We start from the raw sequence: 17,282 nt of genomic DNA, 5'->3' as shown, positions 1-17,282 counted from the left end.
TTTCACTTCTTATGGAGAGTTGCTATGCCACACCTGCCTTCCGCATCTTTACGTCCGTCACTTCTGGCGCTGGCGATTGTCAGCACCCTGCCGGGCGTCGCGTTCGCCGCCACAGACGACATTACCGTCACCGCCACGGGCAACGCCCGCAGCGCCTTTGAAGCCCCCATGATGGTGAGCGTGATTGACGCCAGCGCGCCGGAGAAACAAACCGCCAGCTCGGCGGCCGACCTGCTGCGTAACGTCCCCGGTCTGACGCTGGACGGCACCGGGCGCACCAACGGGCAGGACGTCAACCTGCGCGGCTATGACCGTCGCGGCGTGCTGGTGCTGGTTGACGGCGTGCGCCAGGGGACCGATACCGGCCACCTGAACAGCACCTTCCTCGATCCGGCACTGATTAAACGTATCGAAGTGGTTCGCGGCCCGTCGGCCCTGCTGTACGGCAGCGGCGCGCTGGGCGGCGTGATTTCCTATGACACCGCCGACGCCAGCGATCTGCTCGAACCGGGTAAAAACAGCGGCTACCGCGTGTTTGGAACAGGCGCGACAGGCGATCACAGCCTCGGGATGGGGGCCAGCGCCTACGGCCGCACCGACACCCTGGACGGTCTGGTGGCCTGGTCCAGCCGGGATCGCGGCGATATCCGCCAGAGCGACGGAGCAACCGCCCCTAACGACGAATCCATCAACAACATGCTGGCGAAAGGCAGCTGGAAACTCGACCCAGCCCAGACCCTGAGCGGCTCCCTGCGCTACTACAATAACGCCGCTCAGGAGCCGAAAAACCCGCAAACCACCGGGGCGGACAGCAGCAACCCGATGACCGATCGCTCCACCATTCAGCGTGACGCGCAGGTGGGCTACCGCATCGCCCCGGAAGGTAACGACTGGCTGAACGCCGACGCGAAAGTTTACTGGTCCGAAGCGCGCATTAATGCCCAGAATATCGACAGCAGCGGCGAGTTCCGCAAGCAGACCACCAAAGGCGGCAAGGTGGAAAACCGCACCCGCCTGTTCAGCGACACCGTTGCAGCACACCTTCTGACCTACGGCGGAGAATACTATCGTCAGGAGCAGCATCCGGGCGGGGCAACCACCGGCTTCCCGGAGGCGAAAATCGACTTCAGCTCCGGCTGGCTGCAGGATGAGATCACCCTGCGCGATCTGCCTGTTACCCTGCTGGGCGGCACGCGCTATGACAACTACCGCGGCAGCAGCGACGGCTACAACGATGTGGATGCCGATAAGTGGTCATCCCGCGCCGGGTTAACCGTCAGCCCGACCGACTGGCTGATGCTGTTTGGCTCTTACGCGCAGGCCTTCCGCGCGCCGACCATGGGCGAGATGTATAACGACGCCAAACACTTCTCCATCGGCCGCTTCTATACCAACTACTGGGTGCCGAACCCGAACCTGCGCCCGGAAACCAACGAAACGCAGGAGTTTGGTTTTGGCCTGCGCTTTGACGATCTGATGCTTGCCAACGATGCGCTGGAGTTTAAAGCCAGCTATTTCGATACCAAAGCCAAAGACTATATCTCCACCACCGTCGATTTCGCGGCGGCAACCACCATGTCTTATAACGTCCCGAACGCCAAAATCTGGGGCTGGGACATGATGGCAAAATACTCGGCCGACCTCTTCAGCCTCGACCTGGCCTATAACCGCACGCGCGGGAAAGACACCGATACGGGCGAGTACATCTCCAGCATCAACCCGGATACCGTCACCAGCAAGCTGGACGTTCCGGTGGCGCAAAGCGGGTTCTCCGTCGGCTGGATTGGGACCTTTGTCGATCGCTCAACGCATATCAGCAGCAGCTACAGCAAGCAGCCGGGCTATGCGGTCAACGACTTCTATGTCAGCTATAAGGGCCAGGAACGGCTCAAAGGCGTGACCACCACGCTGGTACTCGGCAACGCCTTCGACAAAGCGTACTGGTCACCTCAGGGCATTCCGCAGGACGGCCGTAACGGGAAGATTTTCGTAAGCTATCAGTGGTAATTCCCTTCGGGGCAACTTTTCAGAAGGAAGAGACAATGAATCACTACACGCGCTGGCTTGAGCTAAAAGAAGCCAATCCGGGTAAGTACGCGCGCGACGTCGCGGGGTTAATGAACATCAGTGAAGCAGAGCTGACCTTTGCCCGCGTGGGTCACGACGCCTGGCGACTGCGCGGTGATATCCGCGAGATCCTGGGCGCGCTGGAGGCGGTGGGCGAAACCAAATGTATCTGCCGCAACGACTACGCCGTTCACGAACAGGTCGGGAACTTCACTAACCAGCACCTGAACGGCCACGCCGGGCTGGTGCTGAACCCGCGCGCGCTGGATCTGCGCCTGTTCCTCAACCAGTGGGCGAGCGCGTTTCACATCAGTGAAGCCACCGCCCGCGGCGAGCGGCAGAGCATTCAGTTCTTCGATCACCAGGGCGATGCCCTGCTGAAGGTCTACGCCACGGATAACACCGACCTTTCCGCCTGGGGCGACGTGCTGACCCGCTTTATCTTTGCCGACAACCCGCCGCTGGCATTGAAGATGGCCGATGCACCGGCTCATGCTGAAAACGCGGATGCCGCGCTGGTAGACAAAGAGTGGCGCGCCATGACCGACGTTCATCAGTTCTTCAACCTGCTCAAGCGCCATAACCTCAGCCGCCAGCAGGCGTTTCGCCTGGCGGCTGACGATCTGGCCTGCCGGGTAGAAAACACCGCGCTGGCGCAGCTGCTGGAAACGGCGCGCCGGGACGGTAACGAAATCATGGTCTTCGTAGGCAACCGCGGCTGCGTGCAGATTTTCACCGGCGCGGTGGAAAAGCTGACGCCGATGAAAGGCTGGCTGAACATCTTTAACCCAACCTTTACCCTGCATCTGCTTGAAGGCTCCATTGCGGAGACGTGGGTCACGCGCAAACCGACGGCTGACGGGCATGTCACCAGCCTGGAGCTGTTTGCCGCCGATGGAACGCAAATCGCCCAGCTGTACGGCCAGCGTACGGAAGGCGAACCGGAGCAGAGCCAGTGGCGCAGCCAGATTGACGCCTTAACGGCGAAAGGGCTGGCGGCATGAAACGATGGCTTGCCCTGCTCGGCGCCCTGCCCCTGCTGGCGTCTGCTGCGCCGCAGGAGAAAATCGTTACCCTCGGCGGCGACGTCACCGAGATTGTCTACGCCCTCGGCGCGGCGTCTTCGCTGGTGGCCCGCGACAGCACCAGCCAGTGGCCGCAGGCGGCGAATTCACTGCCTGACGTGGGCTATCTGCGCCAGCTCAATGCGGAGGGGATTTTGTCCATGCGCCCCACGCTGGTGCTGGCCAGCGCCCAGGCACAGCCGTCTCTGGCGCTAAAGCAGGTTGAGCAAAGCCACGTCCGGGTAATCGCTGTTCCTGCCGGTAATGACCTGAACGTCATTGACGAAAAGGTGCGGATCGTCGCTGAAGCGACGCACCGAGAGGCCGAGGGAGAGGTCCTGCGCAGCACGCTGCGCCAGGTGCTGTCGGCGCTTCCCACGTCACCGCTCAATAAGCGGGTGCTGTTTATTCTCAACCACGGCGGGATGACCGCCATGGCTGCCGGACAACAGACCGGCGCGGACGCGGCCATTCGTGCGGCGGGTCTGCAGAACGCCATGCAGGGGTTCACCCGCTATCAGCCGCTGTCTCAGGAGGGCACGATCGCCAGCCAGCCTGACCTTGTGGTGATATCGCAGGACGGGATCAACGCCCTTGGTGGTGAAGCGAATCTGTGGAAACTGCCCGGTCTGGCGCAAACCCCGGCAGGACGGAACAGGCAGGTGCTGGCGATTGACGATATGGCGCTGCTGGGCTTCAGCGTGCGAACGCCGGAAGCCATCCGGCAGCTGCGTGCCAAAGCGGAGCAACTGCCCTGATGTCCCGGCGGATAGCCTTATCGTTATGGATACTGACCGCGATCCTGACCGTCATGACGCTCGCAGCGACCGGGGTTGGGGCATTACACCTGCCGGCCAGCCTGCTGTGGGACGGTAGCGACGAGGCGCTGCGTCAAATCTGGCTGACTATCCGCCTGCCTCGCGTGCTGCTGGCGCTGGCGATCGGCGGTTCACTGGCGCTGGCAGGCTGCGTGATGCAGGGGCTGTTCCGCAACCCGCTGGCGGACCCGGGCCTGCTCGGCATCAGCAGCGGCGCGGCGCTCGCCGTTGCGCTATGGGTGGTGCTTCCGCTCTCGCTGCCTGCCCTGGTAATGCTGTATGCCCCGATGCTGGCGGCGTTTCTCGGCGCGCTGGCCGCCACCGTCGTGATTTTCCTGCTCAGCCGGCAGCGTGACGCTTCCCTGTCGCGCCTGCTGCTGGTAGGCATTGCCATCAACGCCCTGTGCGGCGCGGCCGTCGGCGTGCTGTCATGGCTCAGCAATGATGCCCAGCTTCGCCAGCTTTCGCTCTGGGGAATGGGCAGCCTCGGCCTGGCGCAGTGGTCAACGCTGCTGGCCGTCGCGTCGCTGATGCTCCCCACCGCGCTGGCGATCTGGCGTCTGGCAGGCGCCCTGAATTTGCTGCAGCTGGGCGATGAAGAGGCGCACTACCTCGGCGTGGAGGTTGCCGCCGTGCAGCGGATCCTGCTGCTGTGCAGCGCCCTGCTGGTGGCCGCCGCCGTGGCGGTCAGCGGCGTGATCGGCTTTGTCGGCCTGGTGGTGCCGCACCTGGTGCGCATGTGGCTGGGGGCCGACCATCGGGCCGTGCTCCCCGGCTCGGTGCTGGCCGGTGCGCTGCTCCTGCTGGTTGCCGATACGCTGGCGCGCAGCCTGGTCGCCCCGGCGGAAATGCCGGTTGGCTTATTGACCAGCCTTCTCGGCGCGCCGTGGTTCCTGTGGCTTATCTTTCGTCGCGGAGGTGCGCATGGCTGAGCGCTATTGTGCAGAAAACCTTGTTTTTCGCGTCGGGCAGCGCACGCTGATTAACGACGTGTCGCTGACCTTATCTCAGGGCGAGCTGGTGGCGCTGATTGGCCCCAACGGCGCCGGAAAATCAACGCTATTGCGGCTGCTGACCGGCTACCTTAAACCTGCGGGCGGACGGTGCAGCCTGGCGGGCACACCGCTTGCGGCCTGGCAGCCGGACAGGCTCTCCCGCTACCGGGCGGTGATGCGCCAGAACACGCAGCTCGGATTTGACTGGCCGGCTGAGGCGGTGGTCGGTATGGGGCGAGCGCCCTGGACCCGCACGCCAGAAGCGTCGGTTATTGAGGAGGTTATGGCCATCACCGGCTGTTTACCGCTGGCGGGCAGGCAGTTTGCCGCACTCTCCGGCGGCGAGCAGCAGCGCATTCAGCTCGCCCGCGCGCTGGCTCAGCTCTGGTGCGACGGTGCGCCGCGCGGCTGGCTGTTTCTTGATGAACCCACCTCTGCGCTGGATCTCTATCACCAGCAGCATCTCCTGCGCCTGCTGAAATCCCTGACCAGCCGGGGACATCTGCACGTTTGCACGGTGCTGCACGACCTCAACCTGGCAGCGCTGTGGGCGGATCGCATCCTGCTCCTGCACAGCGGCAGGATCGTGTCCCAGGGAGAGCCGGAAACCGTTTTGCAGGCCGATGCGCTGGCGCGCTGGTACGGCGCACAGGTTCACGTCGGCAGGCACCCGGCTCACGCCGCACCGCAGGTGTTTCTCGCCCCTTAATCGGGCTGGTAAAAATCCTTCAGCGTTTCCAGCAGGGCATGCGCCGCTTTTGAAAGCTGCGTGTGCCCGGGATGGATCACTCCGATACACTTTTCAATAGGCGGGCTGTCCAGCGGAATACAGACCGCGCCCAGCGACGCCATCTGCGTCTTGCACAGCGCCGGGACGGCGCTGCCGCCCAGCCCGCTTGCGACCATCCGCCCGACCGTCACCAGCTGATGGCTCTCCAGCGCGACGTCCAGCTTTCTGCCGCTTCGCGCCAGCTCCTCTTCCATCATCAGACGCACCGCAGAGGGGCGCTGCAGGGTGATGAAATCCAGCGTCAGCAGCGCTTCCCATGTCAGGCGTTTTTTGCCCGCCAGCGGGGAATCTTTCGGCACAATGGCAACAAACCGGTCGAGACCCAGCGGGGTAAACAGCAGGTTGTGCGTGGGCGCGGGCTCAAAGGCGATGCCCATCTCGACCCGCCCTTCCCGCACCATCTCAATCACCTGCTCGTTAATCACGTCATGCACGGTGACGTTGATCCCGGCATGGCGATCGCGAAACGCTTTTAGCACCTCGGGCAGAACATTCGCGGCAAACGACGGCATCGCCGCGACAGAGATTTTACCGCGCTGCAGGGTAAAGCACTGGTGCATTGCCTCTTCGACATTATCCCAGTCGGCAAGCAGCTGCCGCGCCATCGGCAAAAACGTCTCGCCCTCCTGCGTCAGCGCGACCTTGCGCGTGCTCCGCTGCAGCAGCGGTCCGCCCAGCGCATCCTCCAGCGCTTTAATCGTCAGACTCAGGGCCGGCTGGGAGAGATTCAGCCGTTCGCTGGCGTGGGCGAAATTCAGAGTGTGAGCTACCGCTAAAAACGCGCGTAACTGTTTGACACTCATTCTCATTTTTCATCCTGTTAACTAATTGAAAAAATTTAGTTAACAGGAAATTAATAAAAAAACCAAATGAGTGGGTCACAAATTCAAAATTAACAAATGAGTCGCCGCCCCTAATGATACCGCCACGGTTAAGAGGAGGAATGACGATGGCGGGACTGGATAAGCGCGTCGACAGCTATGCGCAGGCGCTGGATGGGCTGACGGACGGGATGACTTTGCTGGCGGGCGGCTTCGGCCTGTGCGGGATTCCGGAGAACCTGATTGCAGAGGTCAGACGCCGTCAGGTGAAAGATCTGACGGTGGTATCAAACAACTGCGGCGTGGACGGTTTCGGTCTCGGGCTCCTGCTCGAAACGCGGCAGGTTCGCAAAGTGGTGGCCTCTTACGTCGGCGAGAACGCGCTGTTCGAGCGGCAGGTGCTGAGCGGTGAACTGGAGATTGAACTCACGCCTCAGGGCACGCTGGCGGAAAAGGTGCGCGCGGGCGGTGCGGGTATTCCGGCATTTTACACGGCTACCGGCTATGGCACCCCCGTGGCTGCTGGCAAAGACGTGCGCCAGTTTGCCGGTAAGCACTACATCCTCGAAGAGGCCATTACCGGTGATTTCGCGCTGATCAAGGGCTGGAAAGCGGACTGGTACGGCAACGTCGTCTACCGGCATACCGCGCAAAACTTTAATCCGCTGATGGCAACGGCGGGCAGGATAACGGTCGTCGAGGTGGAAGAGATTGTTCCCCCGGGCGAGCTGCCCCCGTCGGCCATTCATACCCCGGGAATTTACGTCGACAGGCTGATTGTCGGCCAGTTTGAAAAACGCATTGAACAGCGCACGCTGCGCACGGAAGGAGTGTGACGATGTTAACCCGTGAACAGATGGCCATGCGAGTCGCCCGCGAACTACGCGACGGGTATTACGTCAACCTGGGGATTGGTATCCCCACCCTGGTGGCGAACTACATTCCGGACGGGATGGATGTGATGCTCCAGTCGGAAAACGGACTGCTGGGGATGGGGGCTTTTCCTGACGAGCAGAGCCTCGACGCCGACATGATCAACGCCGGTAAACAGACCGTGACCGCACGGACAGGCGCGGCCATTTTCGACTCGGCCCAGTCGTTTGCGATGATCCGCGGCGGCCATGTTGACCTGACCGTGCTGGGCGCGTTTGAGGTGGACGTCGAGGGCAATATCGCCTCGTGGATGATCCCCGGAAAGATGGTGAAGGGCATGGGCGGCGCGATGGATCTCGTCGCCGGGGCGCAGAACATCATTGTGGTAATGACCCACGCGTCAAAAAGCGGTGAGTCAAAGCTGCTGTCGCGCTGCACGCTGCCGCTCACGGGCGCGGGCTGCATCCGCCGGGTCTTAACCGACCTCGCGCTGCTCGAGATCGCGGACGGCGCGTTCATCCTGCGGGAATACGCCCCCGGCGTCAGTATCGACGACATTGCGGCTAAGACCGCCGGGAAATTAATTGTGGCGGACGACGTTCGCGAGATGCGCTTCAGCTGAGGGCTCACGATGAAAGAGGTCATGATTGTCGGGGCAACGCGAACCCCCATTGGCAGTTTTCGCGGATCGCTATCTTCCCTTTCAGCGGTTGAGCTGGGGGCCATAGCGGTGAGTCGTCTGCTGGAGAACAGCGGTCTTCCAGCTGAGACGATAGATGAGGTGATTTTCGGTCAGGTGCTGACGGCGGGATGCGGACAAAACCCTGCGCGCCAGACGGCCATCAACGCCGGATTGCCCGTCTGCACTCCAGCAACAACGGTCAACCTGGTCTGCGGTGCGGGCTTGAAAGCGGTGCAGCTCGCCGCGCAGGCGATCCGCTGCGGCGACGCGGATGTGGTTATCGCTGGCGGTCAGGAGAGCATGAGCAATGCCCCTTATCTGCTGGACGGCGCACGTTCAGGGCTGCGTTTTGGCCATACGGGCCTGCAGGACAGCATGATTACCGACGGTCTGTGGGACGCGTTCAACGATTACCACATGGGGAGCACCGCTGAAAACGTCGCCCGTGAGAATGACATTTCCCGCGAGCAGCAGGACGCCTTTGCCGCCCGGTCGCAGCAAAAAGCGGCCGCCGCCATCGAAGCGGGTCGCTTTGACACCGAGATAGCGCCGGTGACGGTGAAACAGGGTAAAAAACCGCCGCTTATCGTCAGCCGTGACGAACAGCCCCGGCCAGGGACCAGCGCTGAGCAGCTTGCGCAGCTGCGCCCCGCCTTTTTGCAGGAGGAAGGCACGGTCACGGCGGGAAATGCCTCCACGCTCAACGACGGCGCCGCTGCGGTGCTGCTGATGAGTGGTGAAAAGGCGCGGGAGAGCGGGTTGCCGATCCTCGGTCGCATCGTGAGTTACGCCGTGACGGGCGTTGACCCGTCGGTGATGGGCATCGGTCCGGTCAGCGCCTGTCAGACCGCGCTGGCGCGGGCGGGCTGGACGCTCGATGACGTGGACCTCATTGAAGCCAATGAAGCCTTTGCCGCCCAGGCGCTGGCGGTGGGCAAGCAGCTCGGCTGGGATGCGCAAAAGGTGAACGTTAACGGCGGCGCTATCGCCCTCGGTCATCCGATTGGCGCCTCCGGCTGCCGCATCCTCGTGACGCTGCTGCACGAAATGCAGCGCCGTGACGTTAAAAAAGGGCTCGTCACCCTGTGCGTAGGCGGCGGGCAAGGCATTGCCCTGACCGTTGAGCGTTAAACATCTCGTTGGTACCCGAATAATAATGACAGTGAGGAGTCGTGATGAGTGTATTAATTGCCCTGGCGGCGCTGGCGCTGCTGATGCTGGCGGCCTATCGCGGATACAGCGTGATTTTGTTTGCGCCGATTGCGGCGCTCGGCGCCGTGCTGCTGACCGACCCGGGCGCCGTCGGCCCGACGTTTACCGGCCTGTTTATGGAAAAAATGGTCGGCTTCGTCAAGCTCTACTTCCCGGTTTTCCTGCTGGGAGCGGTGTTTGGCAAACTGATTGAGCTTTCCGGTTTCTCACGGTCCATCGTCGCTGCGGCGATTCAGATCCTCGGCCGTCGCCACGCGATCCCGGTAATTGTTCTCGTGTGCGCGCTGTTAACCTACGGCGGCGTGTCGCTGTTCGTGGTGGCGTTTGCGGTTTATCCGTTCGCCGCGGAATTGTTCCGCCAGAGCGGCATCCCTAAACGGCTGATACCGGCCACCGTGGCGCTGGGGGCATTTTCGTTTACCATGGATGCCCTGCCCGGCACGCCGCAGATCCAGAACATTATCCCCACCAGCTTCTTTGGTACCAACGCCTGGGCCGCGCCGTGGCTGGGGCTGATTGGCTCGCTGTTTATTATCTGTTTTGGCCTGCTCTGGCTGGAGCGCCAGCGTCGTAAGGCGCTCAGCAACAACGAGGGTTACGGCACGGAACTGAAAAATGAACCGGAGACGCCGGACAACATTAATCTCCCTCACCCGCTGATTGCTATCTCCCCGCTGCTGGTAGTGGGCATACTGAACCTGCTGTTTACCCGCTGGATCCCCGGCTGGTACGGCACGACCCACGAGCTTACGCTGCCAGGTCTGGCGAAACCGATTGTGACCGAGGTGAGCAAGATCACCGCCATCTGGGCCGTGGAAGCGGCACTGATCTCAGGTATCGTGCTGGTGCTGATTTTTGGCTTTCGCAATATCCGGGGGCGTCTGGCTGAAGGCAGTCGGACCGCGGTGAGCGGTGCCATTCTGGCGGCGATGAATACCGCCTCGGAATACGGTTTCGGCGCGGTTATCGCCGCCCTGCCCGGTTTTCTGGTGTTATCTCACGCGCTGGCGGCCATTCCGAATCCGCTGCTGAATGAAGCCATCAGCGTGACGGTGCTTGCGGGGATCACCGGCTCGGCGTCCGGCGGGATGAGTATTGCCCTCGCCGCCATGGCCGACTCGTTTGTCGCCGCCGCCCACGTCGCCAATATCCCGCTTGAGGTGCTGCACCGCGTGGCCTCAATGGCGAGCGGCGGTATGGATACGCTGCCCCATAACGGCGCGGTGATTACTCTGCTGGCGATTACCGGCCTGAGCCATCGCCAGGCCTACGGCGGCATTTTCGCTATCACCATCATTAAAAGTCTGGCAGTGCTTTTTGTCATTGCCGTGTTCTATCTGACCGGCATTGTGTAAGGAGAGAAAGATGAATCTGAACGGTAAGACCGCACTGGTGACAGGCTCGACCAGCGGCATTGGTCTGGGGATCGCCCGCGTGCTGGCGAAGGCCGGGGTGCAGCTGATCCTCAACGGTTTCGGCGACAGCGAATCAGCACGAGAAGAGATTGCGCAACTGGGCAAAAAGCCGGGCTATCACGATGCAGACCTGCGTGACGTGCTGCAAATTGAAGCCATGATGCGCTACGCCGAATCGCAGTTTGGCGGCGTGGACATTCTTGTCAACAATGCCGGGATACAGTATGTCGCCCCGGTTGACGCGTTTCCGGTGGAGAAATGGAACGACATTATCGCCATTAATCTCTCCTCGGTGTTTCATACCAGCCGGCTGGCGCTGCCCGCCATGCGCGAAAAAAACTGGGGGCGCATCATTAATATCGCCTCCGTTCACGGGCTGGTCGCGTCAAAAGAGAAGTCGGCCTACGTGGCCGCCAAGCATGGCGTAGTGGGCTTTACAAAATCGCTGGCGCTGGAAACAGCGCGCACCGGCATTACCGCCAATACGATCTGTCCCGGCTGGGTGCTGACGCCTCTGGTGCAGCAGCAGATCGACAAACGTATCGCTGAGGGCGTACCGCCGGAGCAGGCTCGCGATCTGCTCCTTGCAGAAAAACAGCCTTCGGGCGAGTTTGTCACCCCGGAGCAGCTGGGCGAACTGGCGCTGTTTTTGTGTAGCGACATCGCCGTGAACGTTCGCGGCGCCGCGTGGAATATGGATGGCGGCTGGGTCGCGCAGTGATGTTCAGGCCGGGTTAGGCGACACCGCCGCCCGGCAAAAATCGCTAGCTTGAGCAGCTGACCTCCAGCCGCTTGCCCCAGTCAGGCGGGCGGCTGACGTAGTCGTCGTCCCGATCGGCAAACGGCGTGCGCAACGCCACGTGCAAACGGTGTAGCTCGTCGTACTCGCCCTGCTCTGCCTGCTCAATCGCCCGCTGCGCCAGCCAGTTGCGCAACACCATCGCGGGGTTCGTGGCGTTCATCTGCGTCTGGCGGGCGGCGTCATCCACCTGCTCCTGCTGCAGCCGCGTGCGGTAGGATGCAAACCAGTCGTCAAACGCCTGTCTGTCAATAAACTCATCGCGCAGCGGCGAGGCGGCGCTGTACTGCTCCGTCTGCCCCAGCATCCGGAAGGTGCGCGTGTAATCGCTGCCCTCGCGCGCCATCAGGGCAAACAGGCCATTGAGGATGTCGTTATCGCCCTTCTCCTGCGTCACCAGCCCCAGCTTGTTGCGCATCAGCGTGCCATATTCCCGCAGCAAGATCTCCTGATAGCTGTCGAGGGCATCATTCAGGGCATCAACGTCGATAAACGGCGACAGGGTTTGTGCAAGCCGCTGCAGGTTCCACAGGCCCACCGCGGGCTGATTGTCAAAACTGTAGCGCCCCTGATAGTCGGAGTGGTTGCAGATGTACCCAGGCTGATAATCATCCAGGAAGCCAAAAGGACCGTAGTCAAAGGTCAACCCGAGAAGCGACATGTTGTCCGTATTCATCACGCCATGGGCAAAGCCTACCGTTTGCCAGCGGGCAATCAGGGTTGCGGTACGAGCCACCACGTCCCTGAACCAGAGAACGTATTTATCCGCCTCGTCCTGCAAATGTGCCCAGTGGTGACGAATGGCAAAGTCAGCCAGCTGGCGCACCTTTTCCGGCTCGCGACGATAGTAAAAATGCTCAAAATGACCGAAGCGCAAATGGCTTTGCGCGATACGCATTAGCATTGCACCCTTTTCCACGGTTTCACGCATAACCGGGGTATCGCTGGTCACGATCGACAGCGCGCGGGTGGTGGGGATACCCAGGGCATGCATCGCCTCGGAGCCCAGGCACTCGCGAATCGTTGAACGCAGTACCGCGCGCCCGTCGCCCATCCGCGAATAGGGAGTCAGGCCGGCGCCTTTCAGGTGCCAGTCAACCGTCTCCCCGTTGGGAAGCTGTTGTTCGCCGAGCAGGATCCCCCTGCCGTCGCCCAGTTGTCCCGCCCAGACGCCAAACTGATGTCCGCTATAGACCTGAGCCAGAGGCTGCATACCGGCAAGAAGCGTTTCACCGCCCCAGACGCCAGCGCCCTCTGAACGCTGAAACAGCTCAGGCGGAATAGCCAGTTCTTCAGCCAGCAAATCGTTATGCCAGATAAGGCGTGAATTGTGTAACGGTGTAGGTTTGAGTGCGGTATAAAAGCCAGGCAACTCGTCATGCCAGTGAGCAGTAAAAGACAGGGTCATAAGTCCTCCTGCTTTTAGTGTAGAGGGTTTACCCGGACTTAAACACGGGCGAAAGCAAGGGTTATCGCTGCTGAACCAGCGTAGTGACGTGTTCTGCAGAGACGGCTGGCCAGAGAGCCCCCTGCATTGCACCAAAATTGAAGGACAAAACGCGCTGCAACAGGCCGTGGTCGTCAATGCCCGAGACAATCACTGACTGGCAGTGCTGCGTGATTTGCCAGAGGATGGCGCGCATAAAAGGCTCAAAAGAGAGCTCCAGGGCACGCTGCTGAATGAATCCTTTATCAAGAATGACCCGTTTAAATAATCCATCATAGACCGCTTTGAGCGAGGCGGCGCCTGCACCAAAGTTTGCCAGGACCAACGGGAAATGGATTGCCATTCTCGCCAGCTGCAGGTCGTCCTTTCCGTTATTTAAACCTGGATAATTCTCATTAACAGTAAACTCAAGAAACGGATAACGCTCAAGGATTGAAACAGCGTTTCCATTACTTAATAAAAATTCAACTATTGCAGGTGTAATATTGATCCATGCAATTAACTGATGCTGAATAAAAAACAGTTTACAGGTATCAAGCAATTGCAGTTTTTCGTCAAACAGCGCTAACTCTTCAGCCGCTGAAAGCCGAGGGATAACAAGCTCAGTGGGGATCCGCACATTGCTGCCGACGCCAGTAAAGTTAACCAGAATTTCTAAACCTTTCAGCTCACCTGCGCTATTACGGGCAGGCAGAAGCAGCAGTTCAGACTGGTAAGCATTATCTAGCGTAATAATCATTGCACTCGCCCCGCATTAAAGATGAGAGAGGACATCCTGGAGCAATTGCCGACACAATTCCACTGTCTTGATTTTAATAAGATTAATTTCATTAGTTCCGTATTAATTTTCAGATTTATCCCTGAATCTAAAATAATTTTATCCTGGTTGCAGAATAATAGCCAGTTTTAGATAAAACAGACACATGCAGGATTCGCTAATTTTAGGTAAATTTAACTTTAAGCATCTTATTTGAGAAAAAACGGCATGATTTATTCTTACCATGCCGTCATAAGAGAAGTATCCGACAAAGACTATATACGTCGTGCCTGCCAGAAATTTTTACGCCAGTAAACATTATCAAGAGAGGAGCGCATCACCCCGCGACTGGTCGAGGCGTGAATGAACTGATTGTCTGTATCATATATGCCCACGTGAAGACCGCTTTCACCCGAACCAGTTTTGAAGAAAACCAGGTCTCCGGGGAGAAGATCGTCTTTATCAATTTCAGTGCCGATTTCTGCCTGCTTGCGCGTTTCGCGCGGAAGCTGTAAATCAAACTTATCGCGAAACGTCATCAGAACGAAGCCGGAGCAATCCACACCGCCGCGGCTCATGCCGCCGTAGCGATAAGGCGTGCCGCGCCAGTTGCTCAGCTGATCGTTAAGGCTGGCAATAACGGTGATCGAATCTGAAAGCCGTGGGTTAGGCGGCGGCGCACGATGGCTACTGCATCCCGCAAGAAAGAGTGTGGCCATCAGGAGAAACCAGAATCGCATTTTCAGACGAATCCTCTGCTTTTATTGTTCTTTTCGTAATTTAGCGTGCAATTGTGCTCACAGGCAAGAAACGGTTACACCTGCCCGGTAGAAATCAGCATCTTATGTCCTTCTATATCCAGCCTGCGGAACGACATGTTATACGCGCGGGCAAGATGGGGTGGCGTAAGAACCAGATCCCGCGCACCGCTGGCAATCATCTTTCCCTTCGAGAGCAGCCATACCCGGTGGGCATGACGCAGGGTGTGGTTGAGGTCATGGCTGCTCATCACCACGGCAATGCCTTTTCGGCTCAGGGTGCTTAACAGCGTATCCAGTGCCGCCTGCTGCGCCACGTCCAGACCGCTCATGGGCTCATCGAGAAGCAGCATCCGCCCGTGAGGATTGCCGGCCGGGTGGATTTGAAGGATGACAGCCGCCAGGCGAACCCGCTGCCACTCTCCGCCGGAAAGCTGGCTGGCGTGCCGGGACAGTTTATCTTCCAGCCCCAGAGCCGCGGCCACGTCCGTCAGCAGTGACGTTTGTTGTTTGTCGTGCAAATGCAGCATCAGATAGTGCCAGACCGGCATCGCAAAGGGCGGCATCTGCTGCTGCACGAGGTAACTGCGCCGATGCGCCAGCGAGACCGGCGACCAGTCGGCGAGCGTATGCTCCAGCAGCGTTATCTGCCCTTCTCCGTTGGTCATGCCTGCCATCCGTGCCAGCAGCGTACTCTTCCCCGCACCGTTTGGCCCGACGAGATGCAGAATTTCTCCCGCATTGACGGCACCGGATATCGCCTCCAGACGCCCCTTCTCGGCAACGTCCGTGAGCTGCATCAGCAATGACATTATTTCGCCAGCGCCAGCTTGATCGATTCCATGAGGATCGGATCCTCAGGGGTCATATCCGGCGAAAAGCGCTGAACGACCTGGCCGTCGCGACCAATCAGGAATTTTTCAAAATTCCACAGGATATCGTCCGGGTAAAGCGGCGCGCGGCCTTTGCTGGCCATGCGTTCATAAAAACCGCTTCCTTCCGGCGCAACGGCCTTCGGCGCGGCAGCAATAAGCTTCGCATACAGCGGATGGCGGTCTTCACCGTTGACATCGATTTTGCTGAACATCGGGAACGTCACGCCATAGGTGGTGCTGCAGAAGGTTTTGATCTCCTCTTCGCTGCCCGGCTCCTGGCCGAGGAACTGGTTGCACGGGAAGCCCAGAACGGTGAAACCGCCTTTCTCCCAGGCCTTCTGAATGTTTTCCAGCTGCTCGTACTGCGGCGTCAGGCCACATTTGGATGCCACGTTGACGACAAGCAACACGTTGCCTTTGTAGCCTTCCAGCGTGGTTTTCTCGCCGTCAATGGTGGTCACTTCAGTATTCAGGATAGTTGACTGCATAGCATTCCCTCAGGTTGTCTTACGGCTAGTTGATTTAACGTCCAGCTTTTAATAGTAGCCAGATAAAGACCGGCGCGCCCAGCGTGGCGGTCACCACGCCAATCGGCAGCTCTGCGGCCGTCAGGGCTAGCCGGGCGATGATATCGGCCACCAGCAGCGTGACGGCCCCGGCGACCGCCGAGGCCGGAAGCAGAGTCCGATGGTCCGTGAGGCCACACAGACGCAGCATGTGCGGAATAACCAGCCCGATAAAACCGATCGCGCCCGCCAGGGCCACGCTGACGCCAACCAGCCAGCCAATGACGATCACCAGCACATTACGCCAGAACCCAATCGGCATGCCGAGCTGGCGGGCAGAGGTTTCACCCAGCGCGAGCATATTCAGCGGCTGCGCCTGCAGGGCAGCCCACACGATGACCGGTACCAGCAGCGCCATCAGCCAGCCCTGATGCCAGTCAACGCCCCCAAAGCCGCCCATCATCCAGTACATCAGCTGACGCAAGTCAAAGGATGTTGAGAAGTAGACCGCCCAGGTCATCAACGCGCTACAGATGATCCCCAGCGCCACGCCAGCAAGCAGCAGACGGCTGGTCGATAAGTGCCGTCTGGCGAAGCGAAGAAGGATCGCTGTGATCAGCAATGCGCCGAGAATAGCGCTCAGGCTAATACTCCATCCGGAGAGTTCTCCCCCGCCCAGCATCACCGCCGCAATCAGCCCCACGCCTGCCCCGTTCGACACGCCAAGCAGCCCGGGCTCCGCCAGCGGATTATCGAACAACGCCTGCATAATGGTGCCGCACAGCGCCAGCGCGGCCCCCACCAGAACCACCGCGACGGTGCGCGGCAGGCGAATTTGCCAGACGAAGAGCTGCCCGTCTGGCCCCCACCAGCTTTCAGGCCCTATCCATCGGTCTCCGGCACAGAGGCTCACGGCCGCGGCGACAATGAGCAATAGCACCAGCAAAAGCAGGCGACGCTTATCGGAACGGTGCTGGCGATGGGCATAATCAAGCATGTGTACGGTTTTAGTAGCGTGAGATGTAATTGATTTTACGGCGGGTTTGCCGGAGAGCGCAAAGAAAAAAGGCCGCGTGGGCGGCCTTTTTAGTTAGTTCATATTACTCTGCTTTGGGCGTTGCGTTTTCGACACGGCTTTTTAACTTCTGGCCGGGTCTGAAGGTCACCACGCGGCGGGCTGTAATGGGAATATCTTCCCCCGTCTTCGGGTTGCGGCCCGGACGTTGGTTTTTGTCTCGCAAATCAAAATTGCCAAAACCGGAGAGTTTTACCTGCTCACCATTTTCCAGAGCACGACGGATCTCTTCGAAAAACAGCTCTACCAGCTCTTTGGCATCCCGTTTGCTAAGCCCAAGCTTATCAAACAGATATTCTGACATTTCAGCTTTTGTAAGCGCCATAGG

At 59.8% G+C, this 17,282-nt stretch carries 18 protein-coding genes; 10 read left to right on the top strand and 8 right to left on the bottom strand.

The window, feature by feature from the left end; genetic code table 11:
• Positions 1-24: 24 nt before the first annotated feature.
• From P349_RS20295 to P349_RS20315, 5 genes are read left to right on the top strand one after another with little or no spacing between them, the layout of a single operon-like run.
• Positions 25-2,007, top strand: a complete 1,983-nt coding sequence (locus P349_RS20295; protein WP_032650963.1) for a TonB-dependent hemoglobin/transferrin/lactoferrin family receptor — start codon at positions 25-27, stop codon at positions 2,005-2,007.
• 35 nt (positions 2,008-2,042) lie between these two features.
• Positions 2,043-3,071, top strand: coding sequence for a hematinate-forming heme oxygenase ChuS (gene chuS / locus P349_RS20300; RefSeq protein ID WP_032650961.1), 1,029 nt, complete (start codon positions 2,043-2,045; stop codon positions 3,069-3,071).
• Positions 3,068-3,889, top strand: coding sequence for a heme/hemin ABC transporter substrate-binding protein (locus P349_RS20305; RefSeq protein WP_032650959.1), 822 nt, complete (start codon positions 3,068-3,070; stop codon positions 3,887-3,889). Before chuS ends, P349_RS20305 begins: the two co-directional genes overlap by 4 nt.
• Entirely contained in the window at positions 3,889-4,881 is a 993-nt protein-coding gene (locus tag P349_RS20310) for a FecCD family ABC transporter permease (protein WP_032650957.1), read from the top strand. Before P349_RS20305 ends, P349_RS20310 begins: the two co-directional genes overlap by 1 nt.
• Complete coding sequence (locus P349_RS20315; RefSeq protein ID WP_032650956.1) at positions 4,874-5,653, top strand: heme ABC transporter ATP-binding protein; 780 nt, start codon at positions 4,874-4,876, stop codon at positions 5,651-5,653. Before P349_RS20310 ends, P349_RS20315 begins: the two co-directional genes overlap by 8 nt.
• Here the strand turns inward: P349_RS20315 and P349_RS20320 are convergent.
• On the bottom strand, positions 5,650-6,543 hold the full coding sequence (locus tag P349_RS20320; protein ID WP_032645461.1) for a LysR family transcriptional regulator: 894 nt from the start codon (positions 6,541-6,543) through the stop codon (positions 5,650-5,652). The genes P349_RS20315 and P349_RS20320 overlap by 4 nt on opposite strands.
• A gap of 140 nt (positions 6,544-6,683) precedes the next feature.
• Here P349_RS20320 and P349_RS20325 point away from each other — a divergent pair, with 140 nt between their 5' ends.
• From P349_RS20325 to P349_RS20345, 5 genes are read left to right on the top strand one after another with little or no spacing between them, the layout of a single operon-like run.
• The gene (locus tag P349_RS20325; protein ID WP_032650954.1) at positions 6,684-7,391 is read left to right on the top strand and encodes a CoA transferase subunit A; all 708 of its coding nucleotides are present in this window, start codon (positions 6,684-6,686) and stop codon (positions 7,389-7,391) included.
• A gap of 2 nt (positions 7,392-7,393) precedes the next feature.
• A complete protein-coding gene (locus P349_RS20330; RefSeq protein ID WP_032650952.1) occupies positions 7,394-8,050 on the top strand; it encodes a CoA transferase subunit B in 657 nt (218 codons plus the stop codon).
• 9 nt (positions 8,051-8,059) lie between these two features.
• Positions 8,060-9,241, top strand: a complete 1,182-nt coding sequence (locus tag P349_RS20335; RefSeq protein ID WP_032650951.1) for an acetyl-CoA C-acetyltransferase — start codon at positions 8,060-8,062, stop codon at positions 9,239-9,241.
• 41 nt (positions 9,242-9,282) lie between these two features.
• Positions 9,283-10,677, top strand: coding sequence for a GntP family permease (locus P349_RS20340; protein WP_202963021.1), 1,395 nt, complete (start codon positions 9,283-9,285; stop codon positions 10,675-10,677).
• 10 nt (positions 10,678-10,687) lie between these two features.
• Positions 10,688-11,458: a 3-hydroxybutyrate dehydrogenase gene (locus P349_RS20345; protein ID WP_032650949.1), complete on the top strand. Its 771-nt coding sequence runs from the start codon at positions 10,688-10,690 to the stop codon at positions 11,456-11,458.
• Positions 11,459-11,501: 43 nt separating this feature from the next.
• Here P349_RS20345 and selO read toward each other — a convergent pair whose 3' ends face one another.
• The 7 genes from selO to ihfA all read right to left on the bottom strand — a co-directional run bounded on the left by selO (position 11,502) and on the right by ihfA (position 17,279).
• Complete coding sequence (selO, locus tag P349_RS20350; protein ID WP_032650948.1) at positions 11,502-12,944, bottom strand: protein adenylyltransferase SelO; 1,443 nt, start codon at positions 12,942-12,944, stop codon at positions 11,502-11,504.
• Between the two features lie 61 nt (positions 12,945-13,005).
• Positions 13,006-13,722, bottom strand: coding sequence for an EAL domain-containing protein (locus P349_RS20355; protein ID WP_032650947.1), 717 nt, complete (start codon positions 13,720-13,722; stop codon positions 13,006-13,008).
• A gap of 293 nt (positions 13,723-14,015) precedes the next feature.
• On the bottom strand, positions 14,016-14,480 hold the full coding sequence (locus P349_RS20360; protein ID WP_023335377.1) for a C40 family peptidase: 465 nt from the start codon (positions 14,478-14,480) through the stop codon (positions 14,016-14,018).
• Between the two features lie 74 nt (positions 14,481-14,554).
• The gene (gene btuD / locus P349_RS20365; RefSeq protein WP_032650946.1) at positions 14,555-15,310 is read right to left on the bottom strand and encodes a vitamin B12 ABC transporter ATP-binding protein BtuD; all 756 of its coding nucleotides are present in this window, start codon (positions 15,308-15,310) and stop codon (positions 14,555-14,557) included.
• Complete coding sequence (locus P349_RS20370) at positions 15,310-15,861, bottom strand: glutathione peroxidase (RefSeq protein WP_032650945.1); 552 nt, start codon at positions 15,859-15,861, stop codon at positions 15,310-15,312. The genes btuD and P349_RS20370 overlap by 1 nt, the downstream gene beginning before the upstream one ends.
• Before the next feature lie 34 nt (positions 15,862-15,895).
• Positions 15,896-16,876: a vitamin B12 ABC transporter permease BtuC gene (gene btuC / locus P349_RS20375; protein WP_032650944.1), complete on the bottom strand. Its 981-nt coding sequence runs from the start codon at positions 16,874-16,876 to the stop codon at positions 15,896-15,898.
• 103 nt (positions 16,877-16,979) lie between these two features.
• Positions 16,980-17,279: an integration host factor subunit alpha gene (ihfA, locus tag P349_RS20380; RefSeq protein ID WP_003857805.1), complete on the bottom strand. Its 300-nt coding sequence runs from the start codon at positions 17,277-17,279 to the stop codon at positions 16,980-16,982.
• Between the last annotated feature and the right edge of the window lie 3 nt (positions 17,280-17,282).

It is taken from the genome of Enterobacter sp. DC4 (genome assembly GCF_000568095.1).
GTDB lineage: Bacteria > Pseudomonadota > Gammaproteobacteria > Enterobacterales > Enterobacteriaceae > Enterobacter > Enterobacter pseudoroggenkampii.
Note: the sequence above shows the minus strand (reverse complement) of the source record. Positions and strands in the feature narration are given on the sequence as shown.

Excerpts from the sequence above, each read along its gene's own strand:
- P349_RS20295 (WP_032650963.1), top strand. The coding sequence starts at position 25 with ATGCCACACCTGCCTTCCGCATCTTTACGTCCGTCACTTCTGGCGCTG.
- chuS (WP_032650961.1), top strand. The coding sequence starts at position 2,043 with ATGAATCACTACACGCGCTGGCTTGAGCTAAAAGAAGCCAATCCGGGT.
- P349_RS20360 (WP_023335377.1), bottom strand. The coding sequence starts at position 14,480 with ATGCGATTCTGGTTTCTCCTGATGGCCACACTCTTTCTTGCGGGATGC.
- btuC (WP_032650944.1), bottom strand. The coding sequence starts at position 16,876 with ATGCTTGATTATGCCCATCGCCAGCACCGTTCCGATAAGCGTCGCCTG.
- P349_RS20320 (WP_032645461.1), bottom strand. The coding sequence starts at position 6,543 with ATGAGAATGAGTGTCAAACAGTTACGCGCGTTTTTAGCGGTAGCTCAC.
- P349_RS20345 (WP_032650949.1), top strand. The coding sequence starts at position 10,688 with ATGAATCTGAACGGTAAGACCGCACTGGTGACAGGCTCGACCAGCGGC.
- btuD (WP_032650946.1), bottom strand. The coding sequence starts at position 15,310 with ATGTCATTGCTGATGCAGCTCACGGACGTTGCCGAGAAGGGGCGTCTG.
- selO (WP_032650948.1), bottom strand. The coding sequence starts at position 12,944 with ATGACCCTGTCTTTTACTGCTCACTGGCATGACGAGTTGCCTGGCTTT.
- P349_RS20305 (WP_032650959.1), top strand. The coding sequence starts at position 3,068 with ATGAAACGATGGCTTGCCCTGCTCGGCGCCCTGCCCCTGCTGGCGTCT.
- P349_RS20315 (WP_032650956.1), top strand. The coding sequence starts at position 4,874 with ATGGCTGAGCGCTATTGTGCAGAAAACCTTGTTTTTCGCGTCGGGCAG.
- P349_RS20370 (WP_032650945.1), bottom strand. The coding sequence starts at position 15,861 with ATGCAGTCAACTATCCTGAATACTGAAGTGACCACCATTGACGGCGAG.
- P349_RS20335 (WP_032650951.1), top strand. The coding sequence starts at position 8,060 with ATGAAAGAGGTCATGATTGTCGGGGCAACGCGAACCCCCATTGGCAGT.
- P349_RS20355 (WP_032650947.1), bottom strand. The coding sequence starts at position 13,722 with ATGATTATTACGCTAGATAATGCTTACCAGTCTGAACTGCTGCTTCTG.
- P349_RS20325 (WP_032650954.1), top strand. The coding sequence starts at position 6,684 with ATGGCGGGACTGGATAAGCGCGTCGACAGCTATGCGCAGGCGCTGGAT.
- P349_RS20330 (WP_032650952.1), top strand. The coding sequence starts at position 7,394 with ATGTTAACCCGTGAACAGATGGCCATGCGAGTCGCCCGCGAACTACGC.
- ihfA (WP_003857805.1), bottom strand. The coding sequence starts at position 17,279 with ATGGCGCTTACAAAAGCTGAAATGTCAGAATATCTGTTTGATAAGCTT.
- P349_RS20310 (WP_032650957.1), top strand. The coding sequence starts at position 3,889 with ATGTCCCGGCGGATAGCCTTATCGTTATGGATACTGACCGCGATCCTG.